This window comes from Brevundimonas olei (genome assembly GCF_037055245.1).
GTDB lineage: Bacteria > Pseudomonadota > Alphaproteobacteria > Caulobacterales > Caulobacteraceae > Brevundimonas > Brevundimonas olei.
Map to the genome: position 1 here is coordinate 892,918 of NZ_CP146369.1, position 23,183 is coordinate 916,100.

General features: G+C 67.1%; 23 protein-coding genes. 17 read left to right on the top strand and 6 right to left on the bottom strand.

Annotated elements, in window-relative coordinates; all coding sequences use genetic code 11:
* The first annotated feature begins 94 nt into the window (after nucleotides 1-94).
* Nucleotides 95-826, top strand: a complete 732-nt coding sequence (gene gloB / locus V8J38_RS04315; protein WP_338578038.1) for a hydroxyacylglutathione hydrolase — start codon at nucleotides 95-97, stop codon at nucleotides 824-826.
* A gap of 42 nt (nucleotides 827-868) precedes the next feature.
* Nucleotides 869-1,753 carry an SDR family NAD(P)-dependent oxidoreductase gene (locus tag V8J38_RS04320; RefSeq protein ID WP_338578039.1) on the top strand — a complete coding sequence of 295 codons (885 nt, stop codon included), beginning with the start codon at nucleotides 869-871 and terminating at the stop codon, nucleotides 1,751-1,753.
* A gap of 169 nt (nucleotides 1,754-1,922) precedes the next feature.
* Here V8J38_RS04320 and V8J38_RS04325 read toward each other — a convergent pair whose 3' ends face one another.
* From V8J38_RS04325 to V8J38_RS04335, 3 genes are read right to left on the bottom strand one after another with little or no spacing between them, the layout of a single operon-like run.
* A complete protein-coding gene (locus V8J38_RS04325) occupies nucleotides 1,923-3,401 on the bottom strand; it encodes an indolepyruvate oxidoreductase subunit beta family protein (RefSeq protein WP_338578040.1) in 1,479 nt (492 codons plus the stop codon).
* 5 nt (nucleotides 3,402-3,406) lie between these two features.
* On the bottom strand, nucleotides 3,407-5,548 hold the full coding sequence (locus tag V8J38_RS04330) for an indolepyruvate ferredoxin oxidoreductase subunit alpha (RefSeq protein WP_338578041.1): 2,142 nt from the start codon (nucleotides 5,546-5,548) through the stop codon (nucleotides 3,407-3,409).
* A 6-nt stretch (nucleotides 5,549-5,554) separates the two neighbouring features.
* Nucleotides 5,555-6,340: a cyclase family protein gene (locus tag V8J38_RS04335; RefSeq protein WP_338578043.1), complete on the bottom strand. Its 786-nt coding sequence runs from the start codon at nucleotides 6,338-6,340 to the stop codon at nucleotides 5,555-5,557.
* Between the two features lie 120 nt (nucleotides 6,341-6,460).
* On the opposite strand from V8J38_RS04335, the gene V8J38_RS04340 reads away from it, so the two are divergent.
* The 4 genes from V8J38_RS04340 (at nucleotide 6,461) to V8J38_RS04355 (ending at nucleotide 10,250) form a co-directional block, all read left to right on the top strand.
* Nucleotides 6,461-6,937: a MarR family winged helix-turn-helix transcriptional regulator gene (locus V8J38_RS04340; protein ID WP_312218379.1), complete on the top strand. Its 477-nt coding sequence runs from the start codon at nucleotides 6,461-6,463 to the stop codon at nucleotides 6,935-6,937.
* Between the two features lie 107 nt (nucleotides 6,938-7,044).
* On the top strand, nucleotides 7,045-9,348 hold the full coding sequence (locus V8J38_RS04345; protein WP_338578044.1) for a bifunctional salicylyl-CoA 5-hydroxylase/oxidoreductase: 2,304 nt from the start codon (nucleotides 7,045-7,047) through the stop codon (nucleotides 9,346-9,348).
* Nucleotides 9,349-9,384: 36 nt separating this feature from the next.
* The gene (locus tag V8J38_RS04350) at nucleotides 9,385-9,852 is read left to right on the top strand and encodes a MarR family transcriptional regulator (RefSeq protein ID WP_312218376.1); all 468 of its coding nucleotides are present in this window, start codon (nucleotides 9,385-9,387) and stop codon (nucleotides 9,850-9,852) included.
* 20 nt (nucleotides 9,853-9,872) lie between these two features.
* Nucleotides 9,873-10,250 (top strand): thioesterase family protein, encoded by a 378-nt coding sequence (locus tag V8J38_RS04355; protein ID WP_338578045.1) that lies wholly within the window; start codon nucleotides 9,873-9,875, stop codon nucleotides 10,248-10,250.
* A gap of 68 nt (nucleotides 10,251-10,318) precedes the next feature.
* Here V8J38_RS04355 and V8J38_RS04360 read toward each other — a convergent pair whose 3' ends face one another.
* Complete coding sequence (locus V8J38_RS04360; protein ID WP_338578046.1) at nucleotides 10,319-11,230, bottom strand: fumarylacetoacetate hydrolase family protein; 912 nt, start codon at nucleotides 11,228-11,230, stop codon at nucleotides 10,319-10,321.
* Between the two features lie 10 nt (nucleotides 11,231-11,240).
* Entirely contained in the window at nucleotides 11,241-12,368 is a 1,128-nt protein-coding gene (locus V8J38_RS04365; RefSeq protein WP_338578047.1) for a cupin domain-containing protein, read from the bottom strand.
* Nucleotides 12,369-12,470: 102 nt separating this feature from the next.
* Between V8J38_RS04365 and V8J38_RS04370 the strand changes: the two genes are divergently transcribed.
* The 5 genes from V8J38_RS04370 (at nucleotide 12,471) to V8J38_RS04390 (ending at nucleotide 17,243) form a co-directional block, all read left to right on the top strand.
* Nucleotides 12,471-13,424 (top strand): carbon-nitrogen hydrolase family protein, encoded by a 954-nt coding sequence (locus V8J38_RS04370; RefSeq protein ID WP_338578048.1) that lies wholly within the window; start codon nucleotides 12,471-12,473, stop codon nucleotides 13,422-13,424.
* A complete protein-coding gene (locus V8J38_RS04375) occupies nucleotides 13,414-14,064 on the top strand; it encodes a flavin reductase family protein (protein WP_291779719.1) in 651 nt (216 codons plus the stop codon). The genes V8J38_RS04370 and V8J38_RS04375 overlap by 11 nt, the downstream gene beginning before the upstream one ends.
* 117 nt (nucleotides 14,065-14,181) lie before the next feature.
* Entirely contained in the window at nucleotides 14,182-15,507 is a 1,326-nt protein-coding gene (locus V8J38_RS04380) for an amidohydrolase family protein (protein ID WP_338578049.1), read from the top strand.
* A 21-nt stretch (nucleotides 15,508-15,528) separates the two neighbouring features.
* Entirely contained in the window at nucleotides 15,529-15,795 is a 267-nt protein-coding gene (locus V8J38_RS04385) for a DUF3311 domain-containing protein (RefSeq protein ID WP_338578050.1), read from the top strand.
* Nucleotides 15,792-17,243, top strand: coding sequence for a sodium:solute symporter family protein (locus tag V8J38_RS04390; RefSeq protein WP_338578052.1), 1,452 nt, complete (start codon nucleotides 15,792-15,794; stop codon nucleotides 17,241-17,243). The genes V8J38_RS04385 and V8J38_RS04390 overlap by 4 nt, the downstream gene beginning before the upstream one ends.
* 18 nt (nucleotides 17,244-17,261) lie before the next feature.
* Here V8J38_RS04390 and V8J38_RS04395 read toward each other — a convergent pair whose 3' ends face one another.
* Nucleotides 17,262-18,179: a LysR family transcriptional regulator gene (locus V8J38_RS04395; protein WP_291779730.1), complete on the bottom strand. Its 918-nt coding sequence runs from the start codon at nucleotides 18,177-18,179 to the stop codon at nucleotides 17,262-17,264.
* 138 nt (nucleotides 18,180-18,317) lie between these two features.
* Between V8J38_RS04395 and V8J38_RS04400 the strand changes: the two genes are divergently transcribed.
* The 6 genes from V8J38_RS04400 to V8J38_RS04425 all read left to right on the top strand — a co-directional run bounded on the left by V8J38_RS04400 (nucleotide 18,318) and on the right by V8J38_RS04425 (nucleotide 23,126).
* On the top strand, nucleotides 18,318-19,241 hold the full coding sequence (locus tag V8J38_RS04400; RefSeq protein ID WP_338578053.1) for a dihydrodipicolinate synthase family protein: 924 nt from the start codon (nucleotides 18,318-18,320) through the stop codon (nucleotides 19,239-19,241).
* Between the two features lie 3 nt (nucleotides 19,242-19,244).
* Nucleotides 19,245-20,444 (top strand): FAD-dependent oxidoreductase, encoded by a 1,200-nt coding sequence (locus V8J38_RS04405; RefSeq protein WP_338578054.1) that lies wholly within the window; start codon nucleotides 19,245-19,247, stop codon nucleotides 20,442-20,444.
* Nucleotides 20,437-20,724 (top strand): (2Fe-2S)-binding protein, encoded by a 288-nt coding sequence (locus V8J38_RS04410; RefSeq protein ID WP_291779741.1) that lies wholly within the window; start codon nucleotides 20,437-20,439, stop codon nucleotides 20,722-20,724. Before V8J38_RS04405 ends, V8J38_RS04410 begins: the two co-directional genes overlap by 8 nt.
* Entirely contained in the window at nucleotides 20,721-22,103 is a 1,383-nt protein-coding gene (locus V8J38_RS04415) for an NAD(P)/FAD-dependent oxidoreductase (protein WP_338578055.1), read from the top strand. Before V8J38_RS04410 ends, V8J38_RS04415 begins: the two co-directional genes overlap by 4 nt.
* Before the next feature lie 158 nt (nucleotides 22,104-22,261).
* Nucleotides 22,262-22,705, top strand: coding sequence for a VOC family protein (locus tag V8J38_RS04420; protein ID WP_291779746.1), 444 nt, complete (start codon nucleotides 22,262-22,264; stop codon nucleotides 22,703-22,705).
* Between the two features lie 13 nt (nucleotides 22,706-22,718).
* A complete protein-coding gene (locus tag V8J38_RS04425; RefSeq protein ID WP_338578056.1) occupies nucleotides 22,719-23,126 on the top strand; it encodes a RidA family protein in 408 nt (135 codons plus the stop codon).
* The last annotated feature ends 57 nt before the right edge of the window (nucleotides 23,127-23,183 follow it).

The following is a 23,183-nucleotide window of genomic DNA, read 5'->3' on the forward strand; positions in this document are numbered from 1 at the left end:
TCCCGCCTAAAACCGTTCGTCCCGGCGTCCGTCGGGATGAGCGGAGTTTGTCGTGCGGCCCCGGTAGGATAGGGTTTCGATAGGAGACCTCCCCATGACCCTGACCGTTCGCCAGTTCCCCTGCCTGTCCGACAACTACGGCTTCCTGATCCGCGACGAGGCGACGGGGCTGGTCGCCGCCGTGGACACGCCGGACGCCGAGGCCATTCTGGACGATCTGGAGGCGTCGGGGTGGGGGCGGCTGGATCTGATCCTGAACACCCACTGGCACGCGGACCACACCGGCGGCAACGAACGGCTGAAGGCCGAGACCGGTTGCGAGATCGCCGGACCGGAGGAGGTGCGCCGCGCGGCGCCGCTGGATCACGTCCTGGTCGACGGCGAGGCGGTGCGCCTGGGCGAGACGGCCTTCGACGTGGTGCTGTCGCCCGGCCATACGCTGGGCCATGTGGTCTATCATGCGGCGGACGACGGCCTGGCCTTCGTCGGCGACGTCATCTTCGCCCTGGGCTGCGGACGGCTGTTCGAGGGCACGCCGCAGCAGATGTGGGACAGCCTGAACCGCATCGCCGCCTGGCCCGAGGCGACGACCCTCTATTGCGCCCATGAATATACGGCGTCGAACGCCCGCTTCGCCCTGTCTCTGCCGGACGCCGATGAGGCGTTGAAGGCCCACGCCGAGGCCGTCTTCGCCGCCCGTGAGCGCGGCGAGGCAAGCGTGCCGACCACGGTGGGGATCGAGCGCCGGTTCAACCCCTTCCTGCGCGCCCGCGACGCCGCCGACTTCGCCGAGCGCCGCGCCCTCAAGGACGGTTTCAAGGGCTAGGACGCCCGCCGGAATTCCAGTCACCCATCATCGGAGATGTTCATGCAGTTGAAGGATCGGGTCGCGATCGTGACCGGCGCGGGCGGGGGCCTTGGCCGCTGTCACGCCCTCTATCTGGCCGGCCAGGGCGCCAAGGTCGTGGTCAACGATCTGACCGAGGCGGCGGCCCAGAACGTCGTGGACGAGATCGTCGCGGCGGGCGGCCAGGCGATGGCGGCGGCGGGCTCCGTCACCGACGTCGACGCGGTTCAGGCCATGGTCGAGGCGGCGATGAAGGCCTGGGGCCGCATCGACATCCTGATCAACAACGCCGGCATCCTGCGCGACAAGAGCTTCTCGAAGATGACGCTGGACGACTTCCGCCTGGTGGTGGACGTGCATCTGATGGGGGCGGCCATCTGCTCCAAGGCGGTGTGGGAGATCATGCGCGCGCAGAGCTACGGCCGCATCGTCATGACGACCTCGTCCTCGGGCCTCTACGGCAATTTCGGCCAGGCCAACTATGGCGCGGCCAAGCTGGCGCAGGTGGGCCTGATGCAGACCCTGGCCATCGAGGGCGCCAAATATAACATCAAGGTCAACGCCCTGGCGCCGACCGCCGCCACCCAGATGACGGCGGGCATCCTGTCCGAAGAGGTGCTGAAGGCGCTGGACCCAGCCCTGGTCAGCCCCGGCCTGCTGGCGCTCGTGGGCGAGGACGCGCCGACGCGGGCCATCCTGTGCGCGGGCGGCGGGCATTTCGCCACGGCCAACATCACCCTGACGCCGGGCGTGCGCATCGGCGGGGGCGCGGATGCGGGCGAGCAACTGATCGCGCGCTGGGCCGAGGCCTCGAATCGCGAAGGCGAGACCGTGCCGGAGTTCGGCTTCCAGCAGGCGGCGCAGGAGATGGCCTCGGCGGGCGTGGAAGGGCCGGTGGCGGTTTGACTAGGGCGGGCTGACGAATGTCCGAACACCTCTTCGCCAGTTCGGCCATGGCGCTCAAATAACGCGGCCGGGCCCCAGCAGCGGCCCTCCGGCCTCGCCGCGATCGAGGAGGCGCATCTGCGGGGGCGGCGCGAAAGGGATGATGGGCTGCAGTTTCACTGCACCGGCGTCAGGCGGCGCCCAGTCGGTTGAGTTCCGCCTCAAGCGCCTGCCCCTGTTCGTCAGCCAGCGCGGCGCGACGAAGGGCGGCGATGTTGTCCGCGGTCGGAGTGCCTGAGCGGATGAAGTCCAGGATTTTTGCGTAGCTCGACAGGCCGCGATCGAAGGTCTCGCCATAGCCCTTGATCAGGTTCTGGCATCGCGCGATTTCGAGCGCGACGTCTGGTTGCGACGGAGTCACGGCCTGAATTTGCGCGAGCCATTCCTCAACGCGCCTTTGTTCCTCCTGGTAGCGCAGGGAACTGCGGCGCCATGGACGCAGGGCGGCCAGCAAGCTCAGCATCAGGAACCAGCGCAGCCGCGTCGTCTCCACATGGCGGCCCTTTGTGAAGAAGCGGCCCAGGAGGCTCTCGGCGGCGGCGCTGTGCAGGAGGCGCAGCCCGATAGGGGCGGGTAAGGTCTCGCAGATCTCGCGCAGGCGCGGGTGCATGAACTCGGTGACGCTGAGGAGCTGGTCGTTCTTGACGCGTACTTCACCCCTGACGCGGGCGGCGCGGGACGCGCGGGTCTTCAGGTCCGCCACCCGGATGGTGTCGTCGTAGGCCATCCAGAGCGCCAGGGCGGCGGCCGTCTCTGTGGTCAGGGCGTGCGGGGCCTGGTCCAGCGCCGCGATCCGCTCCAGCCGTTCGAGATAGAGCGCGGCGTAGGCCCGGTCCTGATAGTCCATCAGGCGCTGAACCCCGAGCAGGGCGTTCCTGTGCGCGGCGGTGGGCAGCCGGGCGCGAATCCTAGCCGCCAGCGCCTGGCCGAAGGGCGTGGTCGGCGCGGGCGTCGGCGCTCTAGGTTCTTCGGGCGCCGCAACGGGCTGGCGGGCGGCGTCGAACCCCTCGGCAAAGCCCTTCAGGTTGCTGTCGACCGCGACGCCGCTGGCGCGGATCGCGTCTTCGAAGGCTTCGCGCGGGAAGGGCAGGGCGCCGCTGCCGGCCAGGGCGCCGAACATGATCGAGCTGATGACGCTGCCGGACCGAGCGGAGGCGGCGTCCATGTCGAAGCCGACGAAGCGGCGCGCCCGCTTGGCGGCGGCCTCGAGAATCTTGCTGCTGTCGGCGCGTCCGTCGCCCATCGCCGACTTCTCGGAGATGGCGTAGATGCGATGGGTCGAGCCGATCAGCGTCGTGCGTTCGGTGCTGACGAAGCCGCGCACCATCGCGCGACCGACCTCCATCAACTCCGAGGCGATGACGACATCGACGTCGCCGGGCGTCGGCATCTGCGCCAGGACAGGCGCGCGACCGTCGGCCGGCAGGGGCGCCAGTTCGACATAGTAGACGGTCGACCCCGTGCGCTGGGCCACGCCGGGGACGGAGGTGCCCTGAGCCAGTTGGCCCTGGTTGCGGGCGACGCTCTGAATCCAGTCGGCCAGCACGCCGCCGCCCTGTCCTCCGAGCGCCAGAATGGCGATGCAGAGACGATCTCTTTGCTGTGTCATGGTTCTTAGAAAGCTCGTGCCGCCAGGCGGCGCTCGGCGTCGCGCTGGAGGGTCGTGATGATCCGTTGGCGCAGTCCGTTGACGAAGCGCTCCCACCGCCCAGGGTTGGTCACCACCCGCGCCCGATAGAAGCTGGGGCACAGAATGGCGGCGTGGCTGACCTCGCCGCACAGTCCGCAGCCGACACAGGAGTTGTCGACATGCGCCACCGGATCGCGCCGCAGCGGATCGGGATTGGGCTTGATCGATAGGGACGGACAGCCGGACAGCCGGATGCAGCTATGGTCGCCGGTGCAGGTGTCGGGATCCACGCCGAAGCGGTCCTGAGAGACGCGCCGTCCCGCCTGGGCGGCCTTGCGCAGCAGGGGCTTCTCGCGGCGCTGCTTGTTCAGCATGCATTCGGACTGGGCGATGATGACCTTCGGGCCCTTCTCAGGGCTGGTCAGCGCCTCCTTCAGCGCGCCTTTCATGCGTTTCAGGTCATAGGTGCGGTCGATGGAGCGCACCCATTCCACGCCGACGCCGCGCGCCGCCTTCTCGATCGGGTTGCGGGTGCTGCGCGCGCTGTTGTCGGCGCGCGAGGACAGCACGTCCTGGCCGCCGGTCGCGGCCGAATAGCCGTTGTCGACGACCAGGGTGACGGTGTCGTTCTTGTTGAACACGGCGTTGCCGACGCCTGAGGTCAGGCCGTTATGCCAGAAGCCTCCATCGCCCATGATGGCGATCGCACGCTTGTCCTTCGGCTTGAAGGCCGAAGCCCCGGCGGCGCCCAGGCCGTAGCCCATCGTCGTATTGCCGATGTTGAAGGGCGGCAGGATGGAGAACAGGTGGCAGCCGATGTCCGCCGACACGTGCGACGGGCCCAGTTCGCGCTCGACCATCTTCATGGCGGTGAAGATCGGGCGTTCCGGGCAGCCGGTGCAGAAGCCGGCGGGGCGTGCGGGAACCTCGGCGGCCAGGCTGGCCACGGCGGCGGGCGGCGCAGCCTTCGGGGCGGGCGCGGCCGTCGGCAGGCAGCCGGGGCTCCATTCCTCAAGGAAGCTCTTCAGCCCCTTCTGGATGATGTGGGCGGCGTATTCGCCGGCGCGCGGCAGCGGTCCCTTGCCGACGATGCGGGTCTCAAGGCCTGCGCGCCGGATCAGGGTGTTCAGCTCATGCTCGATGAACTCGGGCTGGCCCTCCTCGATGATCAGGACCGCCTTCTTGCCGCGACAGAAGTCCGCCACCTCTTCGGGGATCAGCGGATAGGTGACGTTGAGGCAGTAGATCGACAGGGCGCTGTCGCCGAAGGCGTCGGCCAGGCCCAGCAACTCCATCGCCCGGTTCAGGTTGTTGTAGAGGCCGCCCTGAACGATCAGGCCGATTTCGCCCTCGTCCGGGCCGAAGGTCTCGTTGAGTTTGTTGTCGCGCACGAAGGCGATGCCTGCGGGCCAGCGTTTCTCGACCTTCTCGACCTCATGCAGGAAGTTGGCGGGCGGCAGGACGATCCGCTCCACATCGCGCACGGGCGCGGCGGCCGCCTGGGCCACGGTCAGGGGCGGGCGGCGGTTGTCGCGGGCGACGAAGCTTCCGGTCATGTGGCAGGAGCGCACGCGCAGCTCCAGCATGACGGGCGTGTGTGAGGCCTCGGAAAGCTCGAAGCCCTTTTCGACCATGTCGACGATGCTGGTCAGGTTGGGGCGCGGGTCGAGCAGCCACATCTGCGACTTCATGGCGAAGGCGTGGGTGCGCTCCTGCATGATGGAGGAGCCTTCGCCGTAGTCCTCGCCGACGATGATCATGGCGCCGCCCGTCACCCCGCCAGAGGCGACGTTGGACAGGGCGTCGGAGGCCACATTCGTGCCCACGACCGACTTCCAGGCCACGGCGCCGCGCAGCGGATAGTTGACGGAGGCGGCCAGCATGGCCGCCGCCGTGGCTTCCGAGGCGCTGGCCTCGAAATGAACGTCCAGGCTTTCCAGAAGGTCGTTGGCATCGGCGAAGACGTCCATCAGGTGGCTGATGGGCGAGCCTTGATAGCCGCCGACATAGGCGACCCCGGATTGCAGCAGCGCCTTGGTCACGGCGAGGATGCCCTCGCCGTGAAAGACGTCGCCTTCCGCCGCGGTCAGCTTGCGGACTTCCGACTTGAACGAACGCTCGGCCATCCTGGATCAGCCCGCGACCAGAGCCAGAACGCGCAGCGGGCTGCCCGATCCGTCGCGGATTTTCAGCGGCGGCGCGATCACCACAGCGCCCGTGGGCGGCAGGGCGTCCAGGTTCTGCAGACATTGCAGACCATAGCGGCCGGCGCCGTGGAACAGGGCGTGGGCGGGGTAGGGCGGCTCCAGCAGGTGCGCCTGACCAGCGTCCGTGCCGATGGTTTCGACGCCGAAGCCCAGGGCGTCGCGCTTTTCGACCAGCAGGCGAACAGCCGCAACCGACGGCCCGGGGGTGTGGGCGCCGTCTTCGCGGCGGTTCACATAGGCCTCCGGATCGCGCTTGGACCAGTCGGTGCGGAACAGGACCCAGCTGCGCGGCGGGATGCGGCCGTGAACAGCCTCCCACGCCTCGATGTGCGAAGGTTCAAGCAGGAAGTCGGGATCGGCGGCGGCCTCGGCGGAGCAGTCGATGACGACGGCAGGCGCGATCAGGTCCGATGTCGGCACCACGTCCACGGTGCCGGCTGGCCGGTCCTTGCCCGTGATCCAGTGGGCGGGCGCGTCGAAGTGGGTGCCCGTGTGCTCGCCGACGGTGAAATTGCTCCAGTACCAGGCGACGCCGCGCTCGTCGTAGCGGGATATTTCCTCGCGGCTGAACGGCGCGCACTGGCCGAACGGCGGCGGCAAGACCAGCGTCGGCGTGTCTTCCGAAAGCGTTTGCGTCAGGTCGACGACCTTCACATCACCGCTGGCGATGCCTGTCGCGATTTGCGACAGAGCTTGTGCAGATACGGACATTCGTCCTCCCCATCTCTTTTCCCTCAGGACTAAGCCTTGCCGAAGAAACTTGCATCTGCAACTAATTTCTTGAGCGCCGACGCTGATCCTTCGTCGGCTCTGCGCAAGGAGGATGGCGCCGTGGCTGGGCAATTGCGCCGGACGGGGGATCCCGGTTCAGAGGAGTTCCGTCTCGAGCGCTATCCCTTCTATCAGGTGAACAGGGTGCTGAGCCGGTACAACCTGATCATCGAGCGCGAGTTGCGGAAGATCGACATAGACATCCCGACATGGCGGGTGCTGATGATCCTTGGCGAACGCGCCCCACGGTCCATCGGCCAGATTTCGCGCGCCGGGGTGGTCAATCTCTCGACGATGATGCGGATCGTGGAGCGCATGACCAACGCCGGCCTGGTGACGCGCAGTCCCAGCGCGGTGGACGCTCGGGTGATCGACGTCGGCCTGACGGAGGCGGGGCGCGAGCGATTGGCCCGGGCTCGGGTTCTGATGGCGCCCGTCTATCGTCAGGCTCTGGCGGGATTCTCCGAGCGGGATTCCGAGCGATTGCTGGCGCTGCTGGGGCGATTGAACGCCAACCTGGAAGTCATGACGGACTAAACGCTTTCGCGATCTGATCGCCCTCTGAGCGCCGTTTCGGCAACGGCGATGAAGCGCTTGCCTGTCGTCCCTATTTATTTTAGACCTAAAGTAATAGGAGGCGTTCCATGCGTGTTGCTTGTCTCGGCGGCGGCCCCGCCGGCATCTATTTCGCCATCTCGATGAAGCTTCGGAATCCGGGGCACGATATCCATGTTTTCGAGCGCAACCGGAGCGGGGACACCTTTGGCTGGGGCGTTGTCTTTTCGGACCAGACGCTCACCAATCTGACGGCGAACGACCCGGTCAGCGCGGATCGGATCCGGGACAGCTTTGCGCACTGGGACGATATTGCAGTGACGCTCGATGGCCGGACGGAGGTGTCTTCCGGCCACGGCTTCATCGGCATCGGCCGCAAGCGGCTATTGCAGATTCTGCAGGCTCGGGCGGCCGAGCTGGACGTGGTCATGCATTTCGAGACCGAATTCGGCGACGATCTGGAGCCTTACGCCGAGTTCGATCTGATCGTCGCCGCCGACGGCGTCAACAGCCGCATCCGCACCCGCTACGCCGACCGCTTCGACATCGACATCCAGACGCGCCGGAACAGGTTCACCTGGCTGGGCACGCAGAAGCTGTTCGACGCCTTCGCCTTCATCTTCGAAAAGACGCCGGAGGGCTGGATCTGGGCTCACGCCTATCGATTCGACGAAACCCATTCGACCTTCATCGTCGAATGCTCGCCTGAGACCTGGGAGGGATTGGGCTTCGAGGACATGAGCCAGGAAGAGACGCTGGCGGCGTGCGAGCGGATCTTCGCGCGTCACCTGGACGGCAAGCCGCTGTTGAGCAATTCGGCGCACCTGCGCGGCTCGGCGTCCTGGATCAACTTCCGCCGGGTGCTGTGCGGCCAGTGGTCCTTCGACAATGTGGTGCTGCTCGGCGACGCCGCGCACACGGCGCACTTCTCGATCGGCTCGGGCACGAAGCTGGCGTTGGAGGATGCGATCAAGCTGGCCGAGGTGCTGGACCGGCCGGGCCTCGATAACCGACAGGCGCTGACGCAGGCGCTGAAGGACTATCGCGACGAGCGTCAGGTCGAGGTGCTGAAGATTCAGAACAGCGCGCGCAACTCCACCGAATGGTTCGAGAACATCGACCGCTATGCGGATTTCGACGCGGAGCAATTCGCCTACGCCCTGCTGACCCGCAGCCAGAGGGTCAGCCACGAGAACCTGCGTCTGCGCGACGGCCCCTGGCTGGGGCGGGTCGAGGACTGGTTCGCCGGCAAGGCGGACGCGGGGGCTGGGACGCCGCCGATGTTCACGCCCCTGCGCCTGCGCGACGCGAAATTGCCCAATCGGATCGTCGTGGCCCCGATGCAGACGTATCAGGCTGATGCTCAGGGGCGGGTGACGGACTTTCACCTGGCGCATTATGGCGCGCGAGGGCTGGGCGGCGCGGGTCTGCTCATGACTGAAATGCTGGCCGTGTCCCCGGAGGGGCGGATCACGCCCGGCTGCCCCGGTCTCTATCACGACGATCAGATTGCGGGCTGGGCTCGGATCAACGCCCTGATCCATGCCGGCGGGGAGACCCTCGCCTGCGCTCAGATCGGCCACTCGGGCCCGCGCGGGGCGTGCGCCGCGCCGCAGGACGGCCGCGCGGCCACGACTCCGCTGGATCAGCCCTGGCCGCTCGTGGCGGCTTCGGATCGACCCTGGGGCGAGGGCGGCGTCGTTCCCGCCGCGCTGGACGAGGCCGGGATGGACGCGGTTCGCGAAGCCTTCGTCACCGCGGCGCGCCGGGCGGAGACGGCGGGCTTCGACGTGCTTGAGCTTCAGGCCGGGCACGGGACCCTGCTGTCCAGCTTCATCACGCCGCTGATGAACCATCGCCAGGACGCCTATGGCGGCGATCTGGATGGGCGTCTGCGGTTCCCGCTGTCGGTGGTGGAGGCGGTCCGCGCCGCCTGGCCAGGGGCCAAGCCGCTTCTGGTGCGGATATCGGCCGAGGATTGGATGGGGGAGGCCGGGCTGGCTTCGAACGAAGCGGTCGAGATCGCCAGGCGGCTGGCTGCGGCCGGGGCGGACCTGATCGACGTCTCTTCCGGAGAAACCCATCCCGATGCGCGCCCTGTCACCGGGAGGATGTTCCAGACGCCCTTGTCCGACCGCATCCGCAACGAAGCGAGCGTTCGCACCATGGCGGTCGGCGCCGTCACCGAGGCGGATCAGGCGAACGCCATCCTGGCGGCAGGGCGAGCGGACCTTGTCGCCCTGGGCCGCCCGCACCTGCTGGACCCGGCATGGACGCTCAAAGCGGCCGCCGCGGCGGGCCGCCGGGAGCACCCGACGCCCAGCGTCTATCGGGCCGGTTTCGACCAGCTTGCGCGACAGGCCCGAAGCGCCGCAGATGGCGCAAGAGCCTGACCGGGCGGCCGGGCGTTTCGCAGAGGAGTCTCGTGCATGCGCGAGAAGCATGACGGCGGCGCGGGGCCGATCGATGTCCGAGCGTGGCTCCGGATGCTGAGCTGCACCATGACGATCGAGAAGAGTCTGCGGCGCGGCTTCGCGGAGCAATACGACACCACCCTGCCGCGTTTCGACGTCATGGCGGCGCTGGACCGCCATCCGCAAGGGCGGACCATGGGGCAGCTGTCGCGCGCGCTTCTGGTGTCCAACGGCAATGTCACGGCCATCGTGCGCCAGCTTCAGGATGCGGGTCAGGTCGTGGTCAGCCCTGATCCCGAAGATCGCCGATCGTCCATCGTGCGGTTGAGCGCGGCCGGGCAGGCCAGTTTCAACGTGCTGGCGGAGGCGCACCATGCGTGGATCCATCAGGCGCTGTCCGACGTGGCGCCCGACGATCTGGAACAGCTTCACGCCCTGTTGGCCAAGGTCAAGGCGTCGATCGGAGAGAACCTGCACACATGAGCTTCACGACGCGGAGCAAAGTGCGTTTCGCACATGTCGATGCGGCGGGCATCGTCTTCTACCCCCGCTATTTCGAGATGCTGAACGGGGCGGTTGAGGACTGGTTCGCCGAAGGTCTGGGCGTTGATTTCGCCGAACTGCACCTGACGCGCGGCCTGGGCGTGCCCACGGTAAGCCTGGACAGCCGGTTTGCGGCGCCCAGCCGTCTCGGCGACGAGTTGGACATCACCATCGAGGTGAAATCGGTCGGCCGATCCAGTTGCGCCGTGGCCTATACGGTGGCCTGCGGCGATGAGGTGCGGATGACGGCCGAGGGCGTGCTGGTCTGCATGATCCTGGCTGAAGGGCGCTCGGCGCCCTGGCCGGATGACGTTCGCGACGGTCTGGCGAAGACCTGAGCCTCGCCCTGTTCCTGAAATGAAAAAGCCCGCCTCTGCGCAGCGCAGGGGCGGGCTTTTTTCCGTCGTCAGGCGGCGACGACGGGATGGCGCAGCTTGCCGATGCCGACGACCTCGGCTTCGATCGTATCGCCGGGCCACATCCATTCCTGCGGATCAAGACCTGCGCCGACGCCTGCGGGCGTTCCCGTAGCGATGATGTCGCCTGGCTCCAGGGTGATGCCCTTGCTGATGTCGGCGATCAGTTCATCGACCTTGAACAGCATATAGGCCGTGTTGCTGCTCTGCTTCTGGACGCCGTTCAGCGACAGGGTCAGGTCCAGCGTCTGCGGGTCGGGAATCTCGTCGGTGGTGACGATGCACGGCCCCATCGGGGCGAAGCTGTCCTGGCCCTTGGAGTAGATCCACTGGCCTGCGCGGCGGCAGTCGCGGGCGCTGACGTCGATCAGCACCGTATAGCCAAATACGTGCTTGAGCGCGTCCTCGCGGCTGACGCCCTTGGCGGTCGAACCGATCACCGCGGCCAGTTCGACTTCCCAGTCCAGTTGCTGGGTGATGGCGGCGTTGTGGACGATGGGGTCGCCCGGCCCGACCACGGTCGTCGGCGGCTTGGAGAAGATCACCGGCTCGCGCGGCAGCTCGGGCGAGGTGTCCAGCGATTTGGCGGACTCCGCCACATGCTCGGTATAGTTCAGCCCGATGCCGAAGATGTTCTTGCGCGGGCGGGGGATGGGAGCCAGCAGCTTCGCGTTCGACAGCGGCGTGGCGACGCCGACCGGATACAGGCCCTTGGCCTCGGCCATCAACGCCGTGGCGGCGGAAACCGCCTGAGGCCCCAGGTCGATGAAGGCCAGCATCGAGGAGGGCAGGGCGACGCTGCGCGCCTGGCCCAGTTTTTCAAGGTCGACGACCAGGTCGCCGTCGAGGGCGCCCAGCCGGGCCTCGGCCTCGACGCTGGCGCGATAGGTAACAAGACGCATTCATTTAGTCCTATTCAGAGATGATGGGTTGATGGCCGCCGTTCTCGGCCAGAGCTTCTTCGCGATAGAGGCCCAGAGCGCGCATGACCGGCAGGTCGTGAAAGGCGAACAGACAGGCGTCCTCGCGGTCCGAGGCGTTGGCGTGCTCGTGATACATCCAGGCCGGGACGACGAAGATGTCCCGCTCGCGCCAGTCGAACCGGCGGCCGTTGATGATGGAATAGCCCTGACCCTTGGCGCACTGATAGACGAAGCTGCCGGTCTGGCGGTGGGCCTTCGTCCGTTCGCCGGGGCGCAGCATCTGCATCGAGGCGCCGATGGTCTGCATGACCGGTCCGCCGGTGTTCGGATTGACGTAGTCCATGTGGACGCCGTCGTAGGGGCTGCCGTCGGTGACGGCGGCGAAGCGTTGCAGGGCTTCGTAGGTCGGGCCCCACTCATACTTCAGCAGCGGCGAGTACGGCTTGTTCCAGGGCGTCGACGCTGGGCGCAGGGCCGCGCCAGCCCACGTCGCCGTGCTGTCGTCGACGGGGAAGGAGACCGCCTGGTTCAGGTCCGGGTGGACCTCGTAGAAGTTGGCCTCCAGCGCGTTCATCATCGGAATGTCGAGGCCGTCCTGCCAGATGCAGATCTCGCCGTCTTCGGCCACGCCGTGCTCATGCCAGGTTCCGTTGGGGGTCAGCACGAAGTCGTTCGGCCCCAGCGTCATCTTGTGCCCGTCGACATTGGTGAAGGCGCCGCGCCCTTCCATGATGAAACGCAGGGCCGAGGCGCTGTGGCGGTGGCTGGAGGCGCATTCGCCGGGCTTCATCACCTGCAGGCCGGAATAGAGCCAGCCCACAGCGGCGACCACGTCGGCCCGCCCCTTGTTCTCCAGATAGACGACGCGACGCCCCGCCTGTTCCGGCGTGACCAGATCCAGGGCCTTCAGCACATGGTCGCGCAGGTCGGCGTAGCGCCACAGCATGGGGACGGAGGTCGAGACCGGCTCCCAGGGCTCGATCTTGTTGGCCACCGTCCACAGGGCGCCGGTCCCCAGCTCCGAGAGGCGGCGATAATAATCCACCAGTTCGGGAGTGTCGGCGACGTTGGCGCGGCCGATGACGTCCTCGCGGTATTGGTCGAAACGGTTCGTCATGACCCCTCTCCTCGATTAATATTATAGACCTAAAATATCTTCCAATTGCTGTCAAACGCAACTAATCTGCGCTGAGGTTTCAGGGATGAAGAGGGGGCCGTGATGTCTCAGTCCTACAAGGCGGCCGTGGTGCAGGCGGCGTCGATTCCGGATGATCCAGGGGCGTCGGCGGTCAAGGCGGCGGACCTGATCCGCCAGGCCGCCGACGAAGGCGCGCGGCTGATCGTTTTTCCCGAGGCCTTCCTGGGCGGCTATCCGAAAGGCGCCTCGTTCGGCACGCCTGTCGGGATGCGCAAGCCGTCGGGACGCGAGGACTATCGCCGGTACTATGAGGGTGCCATCGATCTCGACGGACCCGAGATGGCGACCCTGGCTCAGGCGACGGCCGAAACAGGCGCCTTCGTGGTGATGGGGGTCATCGAGCGCGGCGGGGCGACGCTCTATTGCACCGTCCTGTTCTTCGATGGCGAGCGCGGCCTGATCGCCAAACACCGCAAGCTGATGCCTACGGGCGCCGAACGGTTGATCTGGGGTTTCGGCGACGGCTCGACCATGCCGGTGATCGACACCTCCCTGGGCCGGATCGGGGCCGTCATCTGCTGGGAGAACTACATGCCCATGCTGCGGATGGCGATGTACGATCAGGGCATCGGCCTCTATTGCGCGCCGACGGCGGACGACCGCGACGGCTGGGCTGCATCCATGCGCCATATCGCGCTGGAAGGCCGCTGCTTCGTCCTGTCCGCCTGCCAGCATATCCGACGCGACGCCTATCCGGCGGACTATGACTGCGCCCTTGGAGACGCGCCCGACACAGTGCTGATGCGCGGCGGCAGCATGATCGTCGCCCCTCTGGGCGAGGTGCTGGCCGGGCCCGACTATTCCGGCGAGACGATCCTCTACGCCGATATCGACCTGTCCGAGATCGCGCGCGCCAAATACGACTTCGACGTCGCGGGCCACTATGCGCGTCCCGATGTCTTCCAGTTGAGCGTCAACACGGCGCCGCAACGTCCGGTGCGACGCATCGGAGCGGAGGACGATCTTGCTGTTTGACCTGTCGCAGTTGCAGGCGGGCGATCGTTACAAGCTGATGGCGTCGTCCATTACGCCCAGGCCCATCGCCTGGGTGACGACCCTGTCGCGGGACGGGGCGCGCAACGCCGCACCCTACAGCTTCTTCAACATGATGGCGGCCGATCCGCCGTTGATCGCACTGGGCCTGATGCGCAAGCCGGACGGCGACCGCAAGGACACCTGCGCCAATATCGTCACGACGGGGGAATTCGTCGTCAACCTGGTGTCCGAGGATGATCTGGACGCCATGAACTGGACCTGCGCCGAGGCGCCTGCGGGGTATGACGAACTGGCCGCCGCCGGGGTGGCGACGGCGCCGTCCGCCATGATCAGGCCGCCGCGCATCGCCTCGGCGCCCGTCAGTTTCGAATGTCGGGTCGTCGAGACGCTGGACTTTGCGCCGGCGGCCACGGTGGTGATCGGACAGGTCCTGGCCCTGCACGTCGATGACCGCTTCGTCGATCCCGAGCGCCTGCATGTCGATACGCCCGCCATGCAGTTGATGGCGCGTATGCACGGCGCCGGCTGGTACACGCGTTCGACCGACCGGATTCAGCGCAATCGTCCCAGTTTCGATGATCTCCGCCGCAAGGCGACGGGTTGCGACGTAACTGCCTGATCTCTGATCTTCGTTGCTATTGGCGCAACAGACTGTATCAGCGAACCGCATTGTCAGGCTCATTGCATTTCCTGACAGTGCGGGGCTCCGGCGCGCCCGGGCTAGAGGGGATTTCACATGTACTCGCTTCGTCTTCCACGTTTCGCGCCGCTTATGGCGGCGGTCTCGGCTGCGGCCCTGACCGTTTTCGGCGCGCAGGCCGCCTCGGCCCAGGCGCAGCCGGATGGAGAGGTCACGGCTCTGGTGGGGGGCTCGGTGATTTCGGTCGAGGACGGGCGGATCATTCCCGACGCCGTGGTCGTGGTCGAGGGACAGCGCATCGTCCGCGTCGGTCCGCGCAGCGAGGTCCAGCCGCCGGCCGGCGCCCGCATTATCTCGACGGAGGGCCGTTGGCTGGCTCCGGGGCTGATGAACATGCACGTCCACTTCGGCCTGAAGCTGCCGGGGGCGGCGGGGGCTGAACTCCAGAATGAAACGGACGCCCAGCAGGTCCTGCGCATGGCGCACAACGCCGAACGCTCGCTACGCGCCGGGGTCACCAGCGTGCGTCTGACGTCCGAACTACACGGCAATGACTTCGCCCTGAAGCGCGCTATCCAGCGCGGCGAGGCGGTCGGTCCGCGAATCGAGACGGCGGGCGAACTGATCGTGCCGACCGGCGGTCACGGTTTCCACGAAGTCGATGGCCCTTACGCCTTCGCCCGCGCCGCGCGCGAGCAGATCAAGCAGGGCGCATCCTGGATCAAGATCGCCATTTCGGGCGGCATTTCCGACACCCACGGCGACATCGCCGCCGCGCCGATGACCGATGAGGAACTCTCTGTCCTGATCGACGTGGCCCATCGCAACGGGGTGCGCGTCACCGCTCACAACGGTTCGCCCCAGGCGGCGATGCAGGCGCTGGAATACGGCATCGACGCCTTCGAGCACGGCTATCACCTGACGGAGCCGGTGCTGCGGCGCATGGCCAAGGACGAGGCCTGGCTGATCCCGACCATCGTCGTCAGCCAGCCCGGCGCGCGCGCCTTCTACCAACGGATCGGTTCGCCGGACTGGTACCTGGCGCGGGTCGACAGCGTGGGCAAGGATCACTGGGCCGTGCTGCAGCAGGCGATCCGTCTGGGCGTGCCGATCGCGTTGGGCACCGATCAGTTTCCGTTCGAGGACAATGAGGGCACGACCGCCACGGTTCGCGAAGCCGAACTCTATGTCGATGCGGGCATGACGCCGCTTCAGGCGCTTCAGGCCGCCACGATCCAGCCGGCGCGCATGATGCGTCGCGACGCCGATATCGGCAGCATCACGGTCGGCAAATACGCTGACATCGTCATCCTGGACGACGACCCCACCAAGGACATCGGCGCCCTGCGCTCGCTGAGCTTCGTCATGAAGGGCGGGGCGGTCGTGCGCGATGACCACGGCCTGTCGGGCCAGGCGCGCTGAACCGACTGGGATCCTGTAGTCATGACGCATTACGCTTCGTTCCGGGCGATGCACCGGCGGTGTGTTCACCGCTGGCTGCTCGTCATCCCCTTCATCTGGCAGATCGGCCTGACGCCGCTGGTCAATACGGCGTCGGTGCGGGTGTTTTCATTGCCTATGCCCATGGTGTGGCAGATGGCGGGCATCCTGGTCGCGACAGCCGTGATCGGCTTCGTCTTCTGGCGCGATGAGCGGATCGAGAAGGAACTGGGTCTGACCGACGATCAGGACGGGGAGGGGCTTTCGTGACCCTGGCTCTGACCCTCGGCATCGTGCTGGCGACCATGATCGGCGCCATGCTCTACGGACATCAGAAGTCCAAGGCCAAGACGGTGACCGAATGGGCGGTCGGCGGCCGTCGCTTCGGCACCCTGATCTTCTGGTTCCTGAACGCGGGCGAGATCTATACGACCTTCGCCGTTCTGGGCATTTCGGGCTACGCCTGGGCCTATGGCGCCCCGGCCTATCTGGCCTTCACCTCCGTCTCCTTGGCGGCGACGCTGGGCTACTGGCTGATGCCGCGTATCTGGCAGGCGGGCCGTCAGGGCGGCTTCATCACCCAGGCGGACTTCTTCGCCGCCCGCTATAAGGCGACCTGGCTGGGGTGCCTGGTCGGTCTGGCGGGTATCGCCGCCATCGTCGTCTATGTGCAGATCCAGATCACGGCCCTGAGCCTGATCCTGCGCCTGACGTTGGGGACCGAGGTGTCGGTGACGGCGGCGGCCATCATCGCCGCAGGCATCATGTTGGCCTTCGTCTATGTGGCGGGTCTGCGTTCGGCCGCCTTCGCAGCCGGGGTCAAAGACGTGCTGATGATCGTTCTGGTCGTCGGGCTGAGCGCCACCGTCGCGGGCAAGGTCGGCGCCTCGTCCATTCTGGACGTGTTCGCGCGGGTTCAGGACCAGCATCCGGGCATCGGCGTCTTTCCGGGCTTGGTCCCCGAAGCGGGCCTGACGGTGACCTGGATGATGACGGCGGCCCTTAACGTCGCCCTGGGCACCTGGATCTTCCCGCACATGTTCCAGCTCTGCTACGCGGCCGGCAGCCGCAAGGCCATCCGCCGCAACGCCGTGCTGCAGCCGATCTATTCCCTGTCCTTCTTCTTCATCATCCTGTTGGGCTTCGGCGCCCTGCTGGCCGGGGTTTCTCCGCCGGGCGGGGACGTCAACGCCGCCCTGCTGCAGTTCGTGTCCGACGCCTATCCGGCGTGGATGATCGGCCTGCTGGCCGGGACGGCCTGTCTGCTGGCGCTGGTGCCGGGTTCGGTGCTGCTGCTGACGGCTGGATCGATCTTCAGCCGCAACGTAGTCATTCCGCTCAAGCCCGACCTGAGCGACCGGGCCAGTCTGCTGGTTTCGCGACTGTCGATGGTGGGCTTCGCGGCGGTGGCCGTGTGGCTGACGATCGGCGCGACTTCTTCCCTGGTCGAGATCGGCCTGGCCGCCTACGCCGCCATCGGCATGTTGGCGCCCGGCGTCTTCCTGGCCTTCCTGTGGCCGCGCGCCAATGCGATCGGCGTGGCTGCGGGCATAGGCGCGGGCTACGCGGCCCTGTTGCTGCCGTCCGCTCAGTCCCTGTGGGCGGCGCTGCTGCCGGGGTGGGACAGGGGACTGGTGGCGATGGGCGTCAACGCTTTTGTCGCGATCATCGCCGTACTGCTGACGACGTGGGGCCGCGCCGAGGAAGGCGGGCGTTAAGCCCGCCTCCTGTTCGCGTCAGTCGCGCCCTGCCTCGGTCTCGTTCCAGCCCTTGATGCGGGTTTCGAACGCGGCCAGCAGGCGCGCGGGCGCACCGTCCAGCTGACGCCCCAGTCGGTGGATCAGGCTGATGGTCGTGTCTTCGAGGTTGGCCTCGCTGAGCGGGCGGACCACCAGGGTTCCCTCTTCCAGTTCGCTCGTCACCGCGATGCGCGGCAGGACGGTGACCATCCTGCCCGCCCGCGCCGCCTCGCGCATCACATACAGGGAGGTCGTGGTCAGGGCGGGCTCCAGCCACACCTGTTCACGCCGCTCGGCCTCGCGAAGAATCTGGCGGATTCTCAGGCCGATGTCCGGCAGGCACAGGTCGAAGGCGCTCAGTTCGGACAGGGAGACGCTCTTCAGCCGCGCCGCCGGGTGATCCGGGGCGCACACCACCATCAAGGGCTGAGCCGCCACGGCGCGCACGCGGATCTTGGGTTCGGCGCAGTCGTTGAAGATCAGGCCGAAGTGGGCGTTGTCATCGAGGACCGCCCTGACGATTTCCGTCGTCGACTGCACCGATACGGACGCGGCGATGCCGGGGTGCTGGCCCTGGAACTCCTCAAGGACCTTGGAGAAGAAGCCGCCCAGAAAGCCCTCGCCAACCGCGATGCTGACCTTGCCCGCCTTCATCTGCCGATGCTCGTGGAGCCTGTTCATGAAAGCTTCTTCGTTGGCGACGCAGCCCTGATAGTATTCGTAGGCTAGTCGGCCCGCCTCGGTCATGCGGATCGAGCGCCGTCCGCGTTCGATCAGGGCCACTCCCATCTCGCGTTCCAGTTGTGCGATCTGGCGGCTGATGGAAGAGACGGCGACGCCGATCTTGTCGCTGGCCAGGCGCATCGAGCCCAGACGCGCGGCCTCATGGAAGTAATAAAGCGCGTTTCCCTGCATGGAGTCCTCCTAGGACGCAGAGGCTAGCGCGCGTTGCGTGAAACGCAATGATATTGATCATTTGTCCCGTATTGTGAGGCTAAACGAAATGATCGAGACAGGGGCGATCTGTCGCACAGTATTGATCTAGAGGTGTTTGTGACTGGCAAGAGAATGCGCGTCGGCTGGCGCGGCTACATCCCCGCGATCACGACGCCCTTCGACGTCGATGGACAGCTTGACCTGTCAGGCCTCGGGACGTTGCTGGAATGGCTGCACGCTGAGGGCATGCACGGTCTGGTGGTGGCCGGAACCACGGGGGAATGGACCAGTCTGGCCCCCCAGGAGCGCAAGGCTCTGATCACCGCCGTCGGCGAACAGATGAAGGGCAAGATCTCTCTCATCGCCGGTTGCACCGCCTTTACGGCTCAAGAGGTCGTTGATTTCGCCGAGACTGCCCACGCCTGCGGCTATGAAGGCGTGCTGGTGACGCCGCCGCCCTATATTCGCCCGTCAGCGGATGAGATCGTCACCTTCTATCAGACGGTGTCGGACGGTTCCGCCCTGCCGATCTGCGTCTACAACTGGCCGCCGGGCACGGGCGTCGACATGGACTTCGACCTGCTGCGCCGTCTGGCCGACATCGAGAACGTCGTCGCCATCAAGCAGTCGACGGGCGACCTGCGCCGCTTCGTGCAGACCTATTTCGGACTGTGCGAGCAGATCCGCGTTTTCGGCCACAGCATGGACGACGGCGGCCTAGCCTTGTTAAGGGGCGGGGGCGGCGACGGCACCATGGGGGCCGGCGGCGTATTGGGGCGGACCCAGCCGGATTTCTACAATCACGTCTGGGCCGGGGATTTCGAGGCGGCGCGCGCCTGTGGCCGTCAGGACCGGGTCATCATGGACGCTTGGTACACGTCGGAGCTTGTCGGCCGCTTCGGGTCGGGGCCTGCCATTCTGAAGGCGGCGCTGAATATCCAGGGCCTGCCGGGGGGCTATGTGCGCCGTCCGCTGCTGGACGTGCGCGAAGCGGATCTGGAGCGCATTCGCGAGACTCTGGCGTCGCTCGGGCGCGCCTGATCGATGAAACGTCTGGACGTCGTGGTGATCGGCGGCGGCCTGGTCGGCGCCGCTACGGCGTTCAGGCTCGCCCAGGCCGGGGCGTCGGTGGCCGTGGTGGAGGCGGGCTATCCCAATATCGGCGCGTCCGGCGCCAATGCGGGGTCTCTGCATTTTCAGCTGGAGCGCCGTTTCCTGGAGAACGGCGAGGCGCTGGCCGATCAGGCGGCGCAGGTGTTGAGCCTCAACCGCCTCGCGATCGAGGAATGGCGGAGGCTGGACGCCGAAATGGGCCCGGACCTCCACATCCACATGCGCGGCGGCCTGATGGTCGCCGAGACGGCGGACCAGGTCCGCACGCTTGAGCGCAAGGTCGCCCGCGAGGTCGAGGGCGGTCTGGACACCCGGCTGATCGACGGCGCCGAAGCGCGAACGATCGCGCCGGGCCTTTCCGAAGCCGTGACGGCGGCGGCCTACCTCCCGTCGGAAGGCCATGCAGACCCGAAGGCTTTGACCCCGGCCTTCATGACGCGGGCCCAGACGGGGGGCGTCCAGCTGCTGCAGGGCGCGCGCCTGACGGCGGCCGGAGCGGATGCGCAGGGCTATCGTCTGACCGTGCGGCGGGGCGAGGCGGACATCGAACTTGCGACCCGCAAGGTGCTGATCGCGGCGGGCGCCTGGACCGGCCGTATCGGCGAGTTGTTCAACCTGCACCTTCCCATCTATCCGGTCGCCCTGCTGATGAATGTGACCGAGCGGGCGCCGCCGATACTGGAGCAGTTGATCCAGCACGTCGGTCAAAGGCTGTCGATGAAGCAGGCGCACGCCGGAAACATGCTGATCGGCGGGGGATGGCCGTCCCGCATGCTGCTGGACGCAGCGGGCCGGTTCGATCTGGACCGGCCGGCGGAACTGCTGACGCCGTCGCTCGCGGGCAACCTGGGGGTCGCGTCGCGTATCTTTCCGCCGGTCGCCGAGCTCAATCTGATCCGCAGCTGGACCGGGATCACCGCCATCACGGCCGATCAGACCCCGCTTGTGGGCGAAGTGCCCCAGGCGCCGGGCGTCTATGTGGCGGCGGGCGGTTCCGCCTTCACCCTGGGGCCGGTGTTCGCCCGTCTTCTCGCCAGACTGATCCTGGATGAGCGCGAGGATCGCCTGTCGATCTTCTCTCCGGCGCGTTTCGGCCACCTCAACAGCTTCATGGGAGGTCGGCTTGCGTAAGACCGAAGGCGTGTTGCGGGGGGAGCCCTTCGCCTTCAGCGTCGACGGCGACGCGATCCAAGCCTATCCGGGCGAGACCATCGCGACGGCCATGCTGGCCGCCGACGCCACGGGGTTCAGGCGCGATCGTTCGGGTCGGGCGCGCGGTCTCTTCTGCAACATGGGCGTCTGCAGCGAATGCCTTGTCCATGTGCGGGACGGTGACGTTTCCCGACGCGTGCGCGCCTGCCTTGTCCCGGCTGCACCCGGAATGACGGTCGAGACGGGGATCGGTGAATGAGTTCGTCCCTCAGCGGCGCGAGCCCGGATTACGACCTGGCCGTGATCGGCGCAGGACCGGCGGGGCAGGCGGCCTGCCTGAGCCTCAACGGGGCCTTGCGGATCGCCGTCATCGACGAACAGGCGCGGCCGGGGGGGCAGATCCTGCGCCAGCCGCCGCGCACGTTTTCGGTCGCCGACTGGATGAAGGGCGGGGCCTATCGCGGGCTGAAGGCGCGGCTCGCCGCCTTTGAGGCCCTGACGAACGTCGACTTCATGGGCGGGCGATCGGTGCTTGGGCTGCGCGAAGCGGGCGGCGTGTGGACGCTGACCCTGTCCGGCGCGTCGGGCGTCGACGAGGTTTCGGCGCGCCGGGTGCTGATCGCCGGCGGCTGCTACGACCTTGCCGCGCCCATTCCCGGCTGGACCCTGCCGGGCGTCATGAGTGCGGGCGGGACGCAGGCCTTCATCAAGAGCCAGCAACTGGTCCCCGGAAAGCGCCTGGCCTTCGCGGGCAGCCACCCGCTGCAACTGCTTGTGGCCGAGCAGGCCCTGGAGGCAGGCGGCGAGGTGGCCGTGGTGGCCTTCATCCAGCCCTTCTCGACGCTCGCATGGCGCGCGATCACCCGACCCTGGGCCGCCCTGACGCATTGGCCCGTTCTGGTCTCGGTGCTAGGCAGCGCCTGGCGCCTGCTCAGGGCCGGCGTTCCCCTGCGTTTCGGCCGAGCGGCGCTGAGCGTGGAGGGGCAGGGCAGGGTTTCCGCCTTGCATCTAGGGGGCGCTGAGCGGTTCGACTGCGACGCGGCCGCCCTCTGTTTCGGTTTCATGCCCCAGGCGGACCTTCCGCGCGCGGCGGGCTTGCAGGTGACGCCTGCTCGGCCCGGCGGTTGGAAGGCGAGCCACGACGAATGGATGCGGGCCTCGCGTCGGGGCGTCTATGTCGCAGGCGAGACGACAGGCGTGAAGGGCGCCGCAGCGGCGTCGGCCGAAGGCGCTCTGGCCGGTCTGGCCGTCGCCCTGGACGAAGGCCTTATCGATCAGGGCGAAGCGCGTCGTCGCGCACGGCCCTGGCGCAAGGCGCGGCGGGCGGCGATGCGGTTTGCGGCCTTGCTTGAGGCCATCGCGGACCCGGGGCCGTTCAGCGCGCGGTTGCCTGATGCGGACACGATCGTGTGTCGGTGCGAGGATGTCGCCTTGGGTGATCTGCAGGCCGCCCTGGCGCAGTGCGCGGAAGTCGGCTCGGTCAAGCTGGCGACCCGATGCGGCATGGGCGCCTGCCAGGGCCGAAACTGCGAGCATAGCCTGCTGAGCCTGGCCGGACAGCCGCAATCCGATCGTTCAGGGTTCACGGCGCGCTTCCCTGCAAGGCCCGTCAGGATCGGTGATCTCGTCGTTCGTTGATTGCGTTTATCGCAACGAATTTTCCAAAAGCTGTCATTGTGTGCGGCGACAGAACGCCACAAAACTGTCTTCATCAAAAGTCGGAACACGTTGCAATGGAGGGGAGCGTGGCCGGAACTACTCGCGATGGGGGCAGGCCGTCGTTCACGGTGGATCACGTGTCCAGAACCGTCCCTGACCTCGATCAGGCGCTGGCGTTCTACTGTGGCGTCCTCGGGGCGGTGGAGCTCTACCGCATGGGGCCGATGGACGCGGCCGACATGCCGACGGGTCCCGATGGGCGCGACTGGATGGAGGCCCATGTGGGCGTCCAGGGGGCTTGTCTGACCCTGGCGATGATCGCCTTCGGCGATGGCGCTCGCGTCCAACTGGTGCAGTACGACCGGCCGGACGGGCGGTGGACGGAGCCGCCGCTCAACTGCGACATCGGCGGGCATCACATCGCGTTCCGGGTGGATGACGTTCTCGCCGCCGCCGCATGGCTGACGGAGCGGGGCTGCACGCCGCTGGACGCCATCGAGATCGACGCCGGACCGCTGGCCGGAAAGACCAACCTCTACATCCAGGATCCTTTCGGGCTGCAGCTCGAACTCGTCGACTAGCCGGGAGGGCGACATGGCGACCACGAAAATCAATCCATCAGGACTCTACGACAGCACGCCTTTCGGCTTCTCGCATGCCGCCGTTCAGGACGGCGGGAAGGTGCTTCACCTCGCCGGCCAAGTCGCATGGGACGCCGATTGCAACGTCGTGGGCGTCGGCGATTTCGCCGCCCAGGTCGACAAGGCGCTCGCCAACATCGCGGCGGTCCTCTCCCATTCCGGTCTGGGTCCGTCGGACGTCGTCCGGCTGCGGACCTACATCGTCGATAACGACATGGAGCGCCTCGGGGCCGTGGTCGGCGCCCTGAAACGCTTCTACGGCGACGAAACGCCGGCGCCCAACACGGTCATCGGGGTCCAGTCCCTGGCCTTGCCGGACTTCCTCGTCGAGATCGAAGCCACCGCCCAGTTCCGCGATTAAGGCCGCGGCCACGCGCGCCTGATCGCTCATCCATTCACGCTAAATTCCCTTGGAGTT

Bases quoted from the DNA above. Each gene is read 5' to 3' on its own strand.
- gloB (WP_338578038.1), top strand. From the start codon at position 95: ATGACCCTGACCGTTCGCCAGTTCCCCTGCCTGTCCGACAACTACGGC.
- V8J38_RS04320 (WP_338578039.1), top strand. From the start codon at position 869: ATGCAGTTGAAGGATCGGGTCGCGATCGTGACCGGCGCGGGCGGGGGC.
- V8J38_RS04325 (WP_338578040.1), bottom strand. From the start codon at position 3,401: ATGACACAGCAAAGAGATCGTCTCTGCATCGCCATTCTGGCGCTCGGA.
- V8J38_RS04330 (WP_338578041.1), bottom strand. From the start codon at position 5,548: ATGGCCGAGCGTTCGTTCAAGTCGGAAGTCCGCAAGCTGACCGCGGCG.
- V8J38_RS04335 (WP_338578043.1), bottom strand. From the start codon at position 6,340: ATGTCCGTATCTGCACAAGCTCTGTCGCAAATCGCGACAGGCATCGCC.
- V8J38_RS04345 (WP_338578044.1), top strand. From the start codon at position 7,045: ATGCGTGTTGCTTGTCTCGGCGGCGGCCCCGCCGGCATCTATTTCGCC.
- V8J38_RS04350 (WP_312218376.1), top strand. From the start codon at position 9,385: ATGCGCGAGAAGCATGACGGCGGCGCGGGGCCGATCGATGTCCGAGCG.
- V8J38_RS04360 (WP_338578046.1), bottom strand. From the start codon at position 11,230: ATGCGTCTTGTTACCTATCGCGCCAGCGTCGAGGCCGAGGCCCGGCTG.
- V8J38_RS04365 (WP_338578047.1), bottom strand. From the start codon at position 12,368: ATGACGAACCGTTTCGACCAATACCGCGAGGACGTCATCGGCCGCGCC.
- V8J38_RS04370 (WP_338578048.1), top strand. From the start codon at position 12,471: ATGTCTCAGTCCTACAAGGCGGCCGTGGTGCAGGCGGCGTCGATTCCG.
- V8J38_RS04380 (WP_338578049.1), top strand. From the start codon at position 14,182: ATGTACTCGCTTCGTCTTCCACGTTTCGCGCCGCTTATGGCGGCGGTC.
- V8J38_RS04385 (WP_338578050.1), top strand. From the start codon at position 15,529: ATGACGCATTACGCTTCGTTCCGGGCGATGCACCGGCGGTGTGTTCAC.
- V8J38_RS04395 (WP_291779730.1), bottom strand. From the start codon at position 18,179: ATGCAGGGAAACGCGCTTTATTACTTCCATGAGGCCGCGCGTCTGGGC.
- V8J38_RS04405 (WP_338578054.1), top strand. From the start codon at position 19,245: ATGAAACGTCTGGACGTCGTGGTGATCGGCGGCGGCCTGGTCGGCGCC.
- V8J38_RS04415 (WP_338578055.1), top strand. From the start codon at position 20,721: ATGAGTTCGTCCCTCAGCGGCGCGAGCCCGGATTACGACCTGGCCGTG.
- V8J38_RS04425 (WP_338578056.1), top strand. From the start codon at position 22,719: ATGGCGACCACGAAAATCAATCCATCAGGACTCTACGACAGCACGCCT.